At 64.1% G+C, this 12,272-nt stretch carries 9 protein-coding genes; all 9 read left to right on the top strand.

Annotation, left to right across the window (positions count from 1 at the left end; translation table 11 throughout):
- Positions 1–8: 8 nt before the first annotated feature.
- The 9 genes from QP828_RS02435 to QP828_RS02395 are packed head-to-tail and all read left to right on the top strand — an operon-like array spanning position 9 to position 12,191.
- Positions 9–1,862: a peptidoglycan D,D-transpeptidase FtsI family protein gene (locus tag QP828_RS02435; protein ID WP_274733193.1), complete on the top strand. Its 1,854-nt coding sequence runs from the start codon at positions 9–11 to the stop codon at positions 1,860–1,862.
- A complete protein-coding gene (locus QP828_RS02430; protein WP_274733195.1) occupies positions 1,862–3,466 on the top strand; it encodes a UDP-N-acetylmuramoyl-L-alanyl-D-glutamate--2,6-diaminopimelate ligase in 1,605 nt (534 codons plus the stop codon). Before QP828_RS02435 ends, QP828_RS02430 begins: the two co-directional genes overlap by 1 nt.
- Positions 3,467–3,471: 5 nt before the next feature.
- A complete protein-coding gene (locus QP828_RS02425; RefSeq protein ID WP_274733197.1) occupies positions 3,472–4,959 on the top strand; it encodes a UDP-N-acetylmuramoyl-tripeptide--D-alanyl-D-alanine ligase in 1,488 nt (495 codons plus the stop codon).
- Complete coding sequence (gene mraY / locus QP828_RS02420) at positions 4,959–6,044, top strand: phospho-N-acetylmuramoyl-pentapeptide-transferase (protein ID WP_016442544.1); 1,086 nt, start codon at positions 4,959–4,961, stop codon at positions 6,042–6,044. The genes QP828_RS02425 and mraY overlap by 1 nt, the downstream gene beginning before the upstream one ends.
- The gene (murD, locus tag QP828_RS02415) at positions 6,041–7,633 is read left to right on the top strand and encodes a UDP-N-acetylmuramoyl-L-alanine--D-glutamate ligase (RefSeq protein WP_284891199.1); all 1,593 of its coding nucleotides are present in this window, start codon (positions 6,041–6,043) and stop codon (positions 7,631–7,633) included. Before mraY ends, murD begins: the two co-directional genes overlap by 4 nt.
- Positions 7,626–8,864, top strand: a complete 1,239-nt coding sequence (locus tag QP828_RS02410; RefSeq protein ID WP_274733200.1) for an FtsW/RodA/SpoVE family cell cycle protein — start codon at positions 7,626–7,628, stop codon at positions 8,862–8,864. The genes murD and QP828_RS02410 overlap by 8 nt, the downstream gene beginning before the upstream one ends.
- Entirely contained in the window at positions 8,861–9,952 is a 1,092-nt protein-coding gene (gene murG, locus QP828_RS02405; protein ID WP_274733202.1) for an undecaprenyldiphospho-muramoylpentapeptide beta-N-acetylglucosaminyltransferase, read from the top strand. The genes QP828_RS02410 and murG overlap by 4 nt, the downstream gene beginning before the upstream one ends.
- On the top strand, positions 9,949–11,304 hold the full coding sequence (murC, locus tag QP828_RS02400) for a UDP-N-acetylmuramate--L-alanine ligase (RefSeq protein ID WP_274733204.1): 1,356 nt from the start codon (positions 9,949–9,951) through the stop codon (positions 11,302–11,304). Before murG ends, murC begins: the two co-directional genes overlap by 4 nt.
- The gene (locus QP828_RS02395) at positions 11,301–12,191 is read left to right on the top strand and encodes a cell division protein FtsQ/DivIB (protein ID WP_126134618.1); all 891 of its coding nucleotides are present in this window, start codon (positions 11,301–11,303) and stop codon (positions 12,189–12,191) included. The genes murC and QP828_RS02395 overlap by 4 nt, the downstream gene beginning before the upstream one ends.
- The last annotated feature ends 81 nt before the right edge of the window (positions 12,192–12,272 follow it).

Raw genomic sequence — 12,272 nt, 5'->3', positions numbered from 1 at the left:
AAGAGCGCATGAAGGAACTAGCCCGCCGCTGGAAGGCCGCGCAGCCGCACGTACGGCGCGTGCGCACCATGGCGATTATCTTCTTCTTCGCGCTGGGGATCCTCGGGGTACGGCTCATCGATTTGCAGTTTATTCGTGCCGATGCCCTGGCTGCTTCAGCGGACGCGTTTCGTACTCGTACCTACACTTTGCAGGCCAAACGTGGCGATATCGTGGACACCAACGGGGCGGTTTTGGCGACCTCAGTGGAACGCTACAACGTGGGCGTCAACCAGAATCTCATCGGTTCCTACCAGCACTACAAAACTGATGACAACGGGGACTACGTCCTGGATGCCAATGACCAGCTCATCGTGGAAGGCACCGGGGCGGCAGAAGCTGCGAAAGTGCTCGCGCCCCTGCTCGGCGTGGATCGAGCGGAATTGGGAGGCACTCTCCTGGGCGGTGAGAAAAAATCAACCTTTGTGTATATCGCCCGCGATATTTCCCCCGAAAAATGGCGGGAAATCAACTCCTTAGGAATTCCGGGTATCGAACCCGAACAGTTTATGAAACGCGAATACCCCAATGGATCGGTGGCTGGAAACGTCCTCGGCTACGTGGGGGAAACAGCGGAAAACCCGGTTCCCACCGGGCAAGCCGGAATTGAGCGCACGTTTAACGATGCCCTTTCTGGCACGGATGGGCGCTTGACGGTGCAAACCGCCGGAGGCGGCGCCGTCGTACCGAACGGAAAAACCGAGCGCGTGGATCCGGTTAACGGTGCGAACGTGAAATTGACAATCGACCGCGACCTGCAAAACGCACTCATGGAATCCCTCGACGCCTCGGTGGATGCCAATGCCGCGGATTGGGGCGCCGCCGTTGTTATTGAAGTGGGGACGGGGCGGGTGCTCGCCCTTGCCGATTCCCACGCTCCCGATCCTTCGCGCCTCCAGGAAGCGAGTCCGGATTCTTGGGGTTCGCGTGCCGTGCAGGCACCGGTCGAGCCGGGATCTTCAGGCAAGCTCCCCACCTTCACCGCAGCTATTGATACCGGCACCGTCACCCCGCTCACCCAGTTCACGGTGCCGGACACCATCACCATGCCCAATGGCGAAAGTATTTCCGATAATGACCCGCATCCCACCCAGGGGATGACGGTGGCAGGGATTCTCGCGCAGTCCTATAACACCGGACTCGTTCAGATCGGTGACACGGTGGACGATAACGTGCGCTATGACTATATGCGCAGCTACGGGTTGGGTAGCCCCACCGGGATAGAACTGCCGGCTGAATCGGGTGGCATTTTGCGCCCGCCGGAGCAGTGGGGGCAGCGTGATCGCTACACCACCATGTTCGGGCAGGGGTGGGCAGCTACCACGGTGCAACTCGGGCAGATCGGAGCCACCATCGCCAACGGGGGAGTGTATATACCCCTCCATGTTGTGGACTCCACCACCGATGCTAGCGGGCGCACCACCCCCACCGTTCCCGGGGAAAGCCACCGTGTTATGAGTGAGGAATCCGCGGGCACCATGATGAATATGATGCAAGCGGTCACCAATAACCAATCCACCGGGTGGCGCGGGAAAGTTCCCGGTTACAACGTGGCCGGCAAAACAGGTACCGCCCAGGTTCCGGACGCCAACGGAAACCTCACCCGGCGTGTAGGTACCTTTATTGCGGCCATCCCGGCCGAAGACCCGCAAATTGCGGTGGCAATCGCGGTCTACGGCGGGGCCGGGGCCGGATACGGTGGTGACACCGCGGTGCCTGTTTTCGCGAACTTCGCGCCCTTCGCGATGCGGCACCTAGGCGTGCCGCCCAGCACCGTTCCGCTTTTTAAATATCCGTGGTTCTCATCCGAGGTAGGCAACTAGTGAGTGACGAATTCCCCCTTCCACAGGTGCGCCCGGTCGCGCTCAATGAGATTCCGGGCGCGGACGTGCACGTTTTCGCGGGAGACGTGCACGCTGACGATACGGATCCGAGCAGCGCCCCCGGTACCACCGTCACCTCCGTAACCGCAGATTCGCGCGCGGTGCACGACGGCGCACTCTTTGCCGCGCTACCTGGCGCCCACGCTCACGGGGCGCGCTTTGCTAGCCAGGCGGTGCAGCGGGGCGCCCGCGCCATCCTCACCGATGCGACCGGTGCCGTTCTTATCAGGCAGGCCGGCCTGGATCTTCCGCTAGTCGTTATGGAGGATCCGGCTGCGCACCTGGGTGCCATTGCGGCACGCATCTACGGAAACCCGGCCGAGCGCTTGCGTAGCTTCGCGGTGACCGGCACCAACGGTAAAACAACGACGACGTACCTCCTGGACGGCTTGCTCACCGCGCTGGACCGCACCACCGGGCTGGTAGGAACCGTGGAAACAAAAATTGCGGACCTGTGCGCCCCAGCGCGTCTGACCACGCCCATGCCCGCGGATCTCCAGGCGCTGCTAGCACTCCTCGTCGAACGGGGCGGGACGGATGTTTCCATGGAAGTTTCCTCCCACGCGCTGGCCCAGCACCGTACCAGCCCCGTGGTTTTCAGCGTGGCAGGGTTCACCAATCTCACTCGGGATCATCTCGACTACCACCACACCATGGAAAACTACTATCAAGCTAAACGCAGCCTCTTCACGCCGGCCTGTTCGCGGAAGGCGGTTATCACCGTTGATGATGACTGGGGCCGGCGCCTGGCTGGGGAAACCGAGGTTCCCACCGTGGCCCTCGCGGTGTTCTCCGGGCTTGGTGGCCGCTGCGGATACCAGGTATGCGATATCGAGCGTGGCCCCGTTACCTCCTTTACCCTGGCGCATAGCAACGGCTGGGAAATGACGGTGCGCACCGGCCTACCCGGAGATTTCAATATCGCCAATACCGCGCTCGCGGTCGCCATGGTGCTGGAAAGCGGGGCAGACAGGCGCGCCGTCGGTGCTGTGGTAGGGGCCGGGCTCACCCCACAAGTTCCCGGCCGCATGGAAGTAGTGGGCAGCGCGCCGCGCGTCGTCGTCGATTTTGCGCATAATACCGCGGCGTTGCGTCTGGCCATGAACGCGTTGCGCCCCACCACCTCCGGTGAGCTCATCGTCGTAACCGGAAGCGCCGGGGAACGCGATGTGGACAAACGTCCCGAGATGGGGCGGGCAGTAGCCGAACTGGCCGATGTTGTTTACATTACGGACGATGATCCGCACGACGAAGATCCTGCTCCCATTCGAGCCGCACTCCTGGACGGAGCCCGCAGCGCGCACAGCTCGGCCCGCATCGTGGACATCGCTGATCGGACCACCGCCATGCGCACCGCTATTCTTGAGGCGACACCGGAGGACACCGTGCTGCTGGCCGGGCGCGGGCACGAAACTTATCAACCGTTGGCCGGGGGGCGTAACATTCCGCTGGACGACCGAGAAGTAGCACGGGTGGCGTTAGCTGACCGAGCTCGCCGCGGCGCCCTCAACAAAAACACGCAAGAACAGAAAGACACGCAATGATTCCCATGTCCTCCGCGGAGGTTATCGCCGCTGTCGCCGGGACCGCGCTCGCACCGCTGAGCGATAGTGAGGTTACCGGGGCGGTTATCGATACCCGCGCCATCACTCCCGGTGCGCTATTTGCCGCCGTGAAAGGCGCGCGCGTGGACGCGAATACCCTGAGCGGCCAGGCGCGCGCGGCAGGAGCCAGCCTCATTCTCACCGAAGACGGCCCGGCAGCCCTGGCCGGCGGCGCCGAAGCTGAGCGTATTATCGTGGTCGATAATATCCCCGCGGCGCTCGGACGCCTGGCCCGGCATAATCTTGAGCTGGCTCGCCAACTCAATCCCGACTTGCGGGTTATCGCGGTGACCGGGAGCGTAGGGAAAACGACCACTAAGGATCTTCTTGCCGCGATATGCCGGGAACGCGGTGACGTGGTTGCCCCACCAGGATCACTCAATAACGAAATCGGCTTGCCGCTCACGGTGCTTCGTGTTGACGCAAGCACTTCCACTCTCGTGGCGGAAATGGGTGCCGACCATATCGGCAACCTTGCCTACCTCACCTCCATCGCACCCCCGGATATCGCCGTGGTGCTCGTGGTGGCCCGCGCGCACCTGGGTGAATTTGGTGGAATTGAGAATGTGGCGCGCGCTAAAGCAGAACTTGTGGAAGGGCTGCGCGAGGACGGGATCGCCATCCTCAACGCCGATGATCCGCGGGTTGCGGCTATGGCCGGGCGAGTTGCGAGTGGACGGGTGCGTACCTTCGGGCGTGTGAATCCGGCGGACGTGACCGCAACCGATATCGCTCTCGGGAGTGACGGTCGGGCCAGTTTCACTCTGCATATGAACGACGGCGCAGCTAGCTCCGCGCCCGCCGTGCTCTCAGCCCCGTCCGCGCCGTCAGCGCCATTCGCCCCGTCCGCGCCATCAGCGCCGCCTGCCTCCACTGCGCCGTCCGCTCCAACGGTCAGCCTCGGGCTCGTAGGGGAGCACCAAGTCATGAACGCACTCGCGGCCGCAGCCGCCGCCAGCGCCGCTGGGGTGAGCCTGCCCGCCATCGTGGCGGGACTGGCGAGCGGGCCGGCCAGCGCCCACCGTATGGATGTGTTCCGCCGTGGCTCCACGCTGATCATCGATGACTCCTACAATGCCAACCCGGATTCCATGCGCGCCGGCATCGCCGCGCTCGGACAGCTCGGAAACGGGCGCAAGGCCGCGATTCTTGGCGATATGCTTGAACTCGGCGCGGCCTCCCGGGAAGAACACCTCGCCCTCCTCCCGGCTCTGCAAGCGGCCGGCGTGAGCCTTCTTATTGCAGTGGGGCCTCATATGGCAGCCCTCGCGGCGGCAGCCCGTGATGCCGGCATCACCGCCCGCTCCGTCGGCGCGTGGGAAGAAGCGGAGGCGGCGCTCTCCGATATGCTCAATGAGGATGGGGCACTCCTCATCAAAGGTTCGCACGGTTCGGGCGTGTGGCACATCGCCACCCGTCTCAAGGGGGAATAGTGCTCGCGCTTATTATCGCTTTTGCGGTCTCGCTTCTCGTCACCCTATTCGGGACCCCGCTTCTCATCCGTTTTCTCGTGCGTAAACAATTTGGTCAATTCATACGCCAGGATGGCCCCACCTCGCACCTGGTTAAACGCGGCACCCCCACCATGGGTGGCCTCGCCATTGTTGCGGCGGTTGTTATCGGCTACCTGGTGGGCAATATTGGGGCCGGACGCAGCCCGGGTATGTCCGGGATTCTCCTCCTCGGCCTCATGATCGGTATGGCGGGCGTGGGTTTCGCTGATGATTTCACCAAGATTTCCCGCAAACAAAGCCTGGGCCTCACCCCCTGGGCAAAAATCGCTGGCCTGGGGATTGTCGGCGTCGCCTTCGCGGTGCTCTCCCTCATGTTCGCAGATGAAAATAACCGAACTCCGGCATCCATGCGTATTTCCCACGTGCGCGATACCGGCCTGAGTCTCGCCTTCGCCGGCACCGCCGTCGGCATTATTCTTTTTATTATTTGGGCGAATTTCCTCATCACCGCCTGGTCCAATGCCGTCAATCTCACTGACGGCCTCGACGGCCTTTCCACCGGTGCCTCCATCATCGCCTTCGGTGTTTACACCCTTATTACCATGTGGCAAAGCAACCACCCCTGCTATGGCCTCGTGGATGCCGCACCGGGGTGCTACCCCATCCGCGACCCGCGCGATCTCAACATCATCGCGGTCGCCCTCGTCGGGGCACTCATCGGATTCCTCTGGTGGAACACCTCGCCGGCGCAAATCTTCATGGGGGATACCGGCTCCCTCGCCCTGGGGGGCGTCTTCGCGGGAATGTCTATCTACACCCACACCGAATTCCTCGCCGTGCTCATCGGCGGGCTCTACCTCCTGGAAGTTATCTCCGATGTTGTCCAAGTGGGTGTTTTCAAAATGACACGAAAACGGGTATTCCGTATGGCACCCATCCACCACCACTTCGAACTCAAAGGATGGAACGAAGTCACGGTTGTGGTGCGCTTCTGGGTGATTCAAGCCCTGTGCGGCTTTATCGCCCTGGGTATTTTTTACGCTGAGTGGTTGATGCAAAGATGAGTGAGTGGCAACATCCGGGCGCGGCGGAGCTGGCAGGGCGCCGTATCGCCGTCGTCGGTTTAGGAAAATCAGGGCGGGCCTGCGCGCGGGCACTGACCGAGCTCACCGACGCGCGTGTGAGCGTGTGGGACGCCGATATCACCAAACTTGGGGCGGTTACCGCCCTCCCCGTGGACACCGGCGGGAGCGACCCAACTCCGGCAGAGCTGGCGCGCAAAGTGCTGGTCTGGCGGCCTGACATCATCATCCCCGCCCCCGCCATTCCCGAAATCGGCCCGCTTTTTGCCGCAGCTGCTGACCACGGTACTGAGCTGTGGTCGGAAATCGAACTTGCCTGGCGCCTGCGCGCGCACGACGGTGCGGGGAACGCCGCTCCGTGGCTTGCCGTGACCGGCACCAATGGGAAGACCACCACGGTGACCATGGCGTCTCATATTTTGTGTGCCGCGCACCTGGGCGGTGAACCCATCGGGAACGTCGGTAATCCCGCAGTCACCGCCGTGAGCGCCACCGGCCCGGACGCCCCGCAAGCCTTTGCTCTGGAACTATCTTCTTTCCAGTTGCGCACCACCCACACCATGGAGTCGGCCGCCAGCATCTGCCTCAATATTGCCGATGACCACCTCGAATGGCACGGTAGCCGCGCTGCCTACGCCGCCGCGAAAGCCCGCATTTACGAGCATGTGCGCACCGCTGCGATTTACCCGGTGGGCGATAGCACCGTTCAAAGCATGGTCGATAACGCGGATGTGCGTGAAGGTGCCCGCGCCATTGGCATTACAACCGGCATTCCCGCCGTCGGCCAGATCGGCATCGTGGACGGCCTTATCGTGGACCGTGCCTACGGGAAGCATCGGTGGAGTAGCGCCGTGGAGATTGCTTCTTTGAACGACGTCGCCCAGCTGGCTCCCACCACTGCGGCGCTTCCGCGCCACCTCATCTGGGACGCCCTGGCCGCCGTGGCCCTCACTCGGGCCATCGATATTCCCGCGGAGGTGGTACGCGCCGGACTCCGGCATATGCGCCCGGGCCACCACCGCATCGAGACGGTGAGCGAACGGGCCGGGGTGCGCTACGTGGATGACTCCAAGGCCACTAATGCCCACGCCGCTCTCGCTTCTGTGTCCGCACTGGCTGAAGGTAGCTGTGTATGGATCGTGGGCGGGCAACCCAAGGGGGCCCGCTTTGAATCCCTCGTGGCGCAGGTGCGGGATAAATTGCGCGCCGTCGTTGTTATTGGTGTCAACCAAGAACCTTGGCACGCTGCTTTGGACGGAGCAAATCTTCCCGTTACCTATATTGACCCGGCGGCTTCCGAACCGATGGCGCGCGCGGTGCTGGCTGCTTCGCGCTACGCGCAAGCGGGGGATACGGTCATGCTGGCCCCCGCCAGTGCGTCCATGGATCAATTCACGTCGTACGCGGATCGCGGTGATCGTTTCGCCGCGGCCGTGCGCGCCCTGCCCGCACCGCCAGCGGGCGGCACCTCGTCGGAGGGCGACGCCTTGCCGGGAGACGGTGCCCCGGCGGAGGAAACGGCGCGGGAAAACGGCGCACAGGATAGCTCCACGGGGACGCCTCATGCGTGATCGGATCGAGAAGCCGCAGGCCCCGAGCGTCCCGGAGGAACGTGTACGCAACGTTATGCACCGTTCCATCCTCCTTCTCGTGGTGGCTACCGCGATCCTTACCCTCCTCGGGCTCCTCATGGTGTTTTCCGCCATTACCCCCGGGGCGGTGCGAGCCGAATACGAAGACGGCCCCAACCTGTTCCGCTCGGCCTATTTGCAGATGGCCTACGCCGCAATCGGCACCATCTTGGCGGTGATCTGCGCACGTATTCCCCTCGCTGTTTTCCAGCGCCTATGGGGCCTAGCCCTCGGCTTCGGGATAGGTTTGCAGCTCCTCGTGCTCACCCCGCTGGGTGCCTCCGTTGCCGGCAACCGTAACTGGATTGCCTTCGGCCCTATCCGGCTCCAGCCCTCCGAATTCCTCAAACTCGCCATGGTGGTGGCCCTAGCCGCGGTGCTCGGGCGCATGGTGCACGGCGCCCACTTCCAGCTTTCCGACTGGAGCATCCCCATTGTCATCACCGGCGCGGCCATCGGCGTGGTGCTCGTAGGTGGCGATATGGGAACCGCCCTCATCTTCCTCCTTATCGGAGTGGGAATGTTCTGGATGGCCGGCTTCCCGGGACGCTATTTCCTTATCAGCGGAGCGCTGGGCTTCTTCCTCGTCGTCGTTCTTATTTTCTCGAGCCGCTCGCGCATCACCCGCATCCAGGACTTCTTCCAAAACCTCTTCACCCTTCCTACTGGGCAAACCCCCTCCCAGGCCGATTACGCGCTCTGGGCTTTCGGTTCCGGGGGGCCGGGCGGCTCCGGCCTGGGCACCGGAATTGAAAAATGGCCCGGGAACCTCGCCGAAGCACATACCGACTTCATCTTCGCGGTGGTGGGAGAAGAACTCGGGTTCTTCGGATGCGCCGTCGTCATCGTGCTTCTCGGCACAATCGGCTACGCCCTCCTCACCATCTGCATGTACCACCCGCACCGTTTCGGCCGTTTCATTGCCGGGGGTGCCACCCTGTGGCTATGCGGACAGGCCGTAGCAAATATGTTCGTCGTCACCGGCCTGCTGCCCGTTTTCGGGGTACCGCTACCCTTCATGAGCCAGGGTGGCTCCTCCGTTATCTCCTGCCTCATGGCAGTGGGAGTCTGCGTGGCGGCAGCCCTGGCGGTCCCGGGCGTGAAAGAATCGTTCCGGCGCTCCAGCTCGCTCGCGGGCCGGGTGCGCGCAGTTATCAGGAGGACCTCGTGACACTAGTGCTCGCCGGCGGGGGAACCGCCGGGCACGTCAATCCGCTACTGGCCACCGCCCACGAACTCGCCGGGCGCGGGCACCGTATCCTCGTGGTCGGCACCGCCACGGGCATGGAAAAAGACCTCGTTCCGGCCAGCGGCTTCGACTTCGCCACCGTGGAACGCGCACCGTTCCCGCGCCGTCCCGACAGGGACGCGCTACGTTTCCCCGTTGCTTTCCCACGGTCGGTGCGCCAAGCCCGCCGTATTCTCACCGGTGTCGGTGCCACGCTTGCGGTCGGCTTCGGTGGTTTCGCCTCCACCCCCGTCTACGCTGCGGCGCGCCGTGCCGGTATCCCAGTAGTGGTGCATGAACAGAACGCACTGCCGGGTTTGGCCAATAAACTCGGGGCGCGGGGCGCGGCTGCCGTTGGCCTCACGTTCCCCTCCACGCCGCTCCGTGCTGCGCGCGGCATCACCCGCACCGTCGGGCTGCCGCTACGTCCCGCCATTGCTGCCCTCGCCAGCGCCGATAGAGCGGAGGCACGCACCGTAGCCGCAGCGCGTCTGGGATTAGATCCGCACTTACCCACCCTCGTGGTCACCGGGGGCTCCCTGGGCGCTGCCCACCTCAATGACGTCATGACTGCCGCTGCCCCCCGCTGCGCCGCCGCCGGCGTCCAGCTTCTCCACCTCACCGGGCGAGGGAAAGCCGCCGAGGCCCAGCGCGCCGCCGCCACTATCCCCAGCTACCACGTGCTCGAATACCTGGAAGAAATGGAACTTGCCTACGCGGTGGCGGATACTGTGGTGTGCCGTGCCGGCGCCGGTACCGTGGCAGAAGTTTCCGCCTTGGGGATCCCCGCGGTCTTCGTTCCGCTCCCCATTGGCAACGGGGAACAGGCGCGTAATGCGGCCGATGTGGTAGCCGCTGGAGGGGCGCTGCTCATCCCTAATGCCCAGTTCACTGCGGACTCGGTGGGCACCGTACTGGACATTGTTACCGATACGTCCGCCCGCACCCGTATGGCCCAGGCTTCGCGCGCCATCTGTCCGGCCGACGGTGCGGCCCGGCTCGCCGATCTTATCGAGGAGGTTCTCAGGTGACACATATCCATCTCATCGGCATCGGCGGGGCGGGCATGAGCGTTATCGCCGATCTGCTCCACGCTGAGGGCTGGACCGTGACCGGCTCCGATGCCCGTGCCTCGGCCACCACGGAGCGCTTGGCGGATTCCGGAATCACCCTGTGGATCGGAACGGATCCCGCACGCATCAGCGCCGACACCCTCGTGGCGGTATCCTCGGCCATCAGGGAAGATAACCCGGAACTCGCGCGGGCTCGCCAGCTCGGCGCCCGCGTCATCCACCGTTCCCAAGCCCTTGCCCTCGCGAGCGGGACCCGCGATTTTGTGGCGGTGGCCGGCGCCCACGGAAAAACCACCACCTCGGCGATGCTGGCGGTGGCACTGGATGAAGCGGGCCAAGAACCATCCTGGGCGATTGGGGGGAGCGTGCGCGGGCACGGCTCCGGAGGCCACTTGGGCAGCGGGCAGGTCCTCGTTGCCGAGGCCGATGAATCGGATGCTTCCTTCCTTAACTATCGCCCTCGTATTGCCGTGGTTACCAATGTCGAACCCGATCACCTCGACCATTACGGCAGCCGGGAAGCTTTTGAAGAAGCCTTCGCGGAATTCGCGCGCTGCATCATTCCCGGCGGACTCCTCATCGTGTGCGTCGACGACGCCGGCGCGGCCCGCCTGGGTGCTCAAGCGGTGCGCGAAGGTATCCGGGTGGTTAGTTACGGGCGGGGCACTCCGCTCCCCGGTGCGGAGTCCCATGTAGCCCTTGAGGATGGAGCCCTACGGTGCGGGGAAACGCGCGCACCGCTCTCCCTCCAGGTTCCCGGAGCCCATAACGAACTCAATGCGGCGGGGGCAGCCGCCGCTGGCCTGGAACTGGGCGTGAGCCTGGCCGATATCGCCCGCGGCCTGGAGTCTTTTACCGGGACGGGGCGGCGTTTCGAGCTACGCGGTGAGGTCGGGGGAGTGCGCCTCTTCGATGATTATGCTCACCATCCCACCGAAGTGGAGGCTACTTTGCGCGCCGCCCGCACCGAGGCCGGTGCGGGGAGCGTGCGCGTCCTTTTCCAGCCGCACCTGTATTCGCGTACTCGCAATTTCGCGGACCGTTTCGCCACCGCCCTCAAGCTTGCCGATACGGCCATTGTCACCGCCGTCTACGGGGCGCGCGAAACACCCTTCGACGGTATCGAGGGCGATATGCTCACGTCCCGCATGGGAGGCGCTGGGTGTTTTATTGCGGATAAACACGAAGCTGCCCGGGCGCTCGCAGCCAGCGCGAAGCCGGGGGACCTGCTGCTCACCATGGGTGCCGGTGACGTGACCGCGCTGGGGCCCGAAATCCTAGCGTTGCTGGGAGAGGGGACGGCGCGGTGAAAGAACCATCCCGGCGTCGCTCCGCGCGCGATATTAATCCGCGTGCGGAGATCACCTATGTTCCCACCGCCACCACCGCTCCGGTGATATACGACGACGGCGACGCCCCGCTAGCCGATCTCGCGAGCACCACCACGGTATCCCTGGACGAGCGCCTCGAAGAGAAAGCCTCCGAGAAACGCCGGGTACGCTGGCGCCGCGTCGGGGTAGCCGGTGCGGGATTCGCTGCGCTTGCCGCCCTGGCCTGGATAATCTTCTTTAGCCCGCTGCTGGCCTTGCGGGCCAGCGATATTACCGTCTCGGGTATCCCCGCGAACGCTGCGGTGACGGCGGAAGACGTCACCGCCGCCCTCGCGGAACGCTCCGGGATTCCGCTCCCACGCCTGGATACCGAAGCTCTCGCCACCGAACTAAGCGAGCAATTTCCGCCCATCAAGGAAGCGCAACTACGCCGCAGCTACCTCCACGGACTGGAGGTCACCCTCACCGTACGCGAGCCGGTAGCCTGCCTGATGGACAAAGGATCGTGCTCGGCTATGGACCGGGACGGCGTGAGTTTCCCGGTTCTCCCCGAGGTGGAAGCAAGCCTCCCGCGGGTAAGTCTCACGCCAGGGCCGGCCACCCGCTCCGAGGACGGGAATGATGGTCCGGGAATCCGTATCGCCCTCGATGTCCTCTCCAGTCTCAAAGACGATGTTCGTGCCCAGGTAGCCGGGGTATCGGTGAGCGATAGCGGGCGGGTAGGGCTCGATCTCACCTCCGGGCAGAAGGTGATCTGGGGTGATGCTCAGCGTTCCGACCTCAAAGCAGCAGCACTGGCCACCGTGATCACCGTTCCTGGCCAGGTGTACGACGTGTCAGAGCCCACCGCCGTCGTCGTTCATTAATCCTGAACCAACCGGCTATCGCATTGTTCCACGCCGCAGCCCCGCTCTCCGCAATTTTCGCACCGTTCCACGCCGCCGCCC

Source organism: Actinotignum sanguinis (assembly GCF_030230305.1).
Classification (GTDB): domain Bacteria; phylum Actinomycetota; class Actinomycetes; order Actinomycetales; family Actinomycetaceae; genus Actinotignum; species Actinotignum sanguinis.
This window is presented reverse-complemented; position numbering and strand designations above follow the sequence as displayed.

Excerpts from the sequence above, each read along its gene's own strand:
- QP828_RS02435 (WP_274733193.1), top strand. The coding sequence starts at position 9 with ATGAAGGAACTAGCCCGCCGCTGGAAGGCCGCGCAGCCGCACGTACGG.
- murD (WP_284891199.1), top strand. The coding sequence starts at position 6,041 with ATGAGTGAGTGGCAACATCCGGGCGCGGCGGAGCTGGCAGGGCGCCGT.
- QP828_RS02425 (WP_274733197.1), top strand. The coding sequence starts at position 3,472 with ATGTCCTCCGCGGAGGTTATCGCCGCTGTCGCCGGGACCGCGCTCGCA.
- QP828_RS02410 (WP_274733200.1), top strand. The coding sequence starts at position 7,626 with ATGCGTGATCGGATCGAGAAGCCGCAGGCCCCGAGCGTCCCGGAGGAA.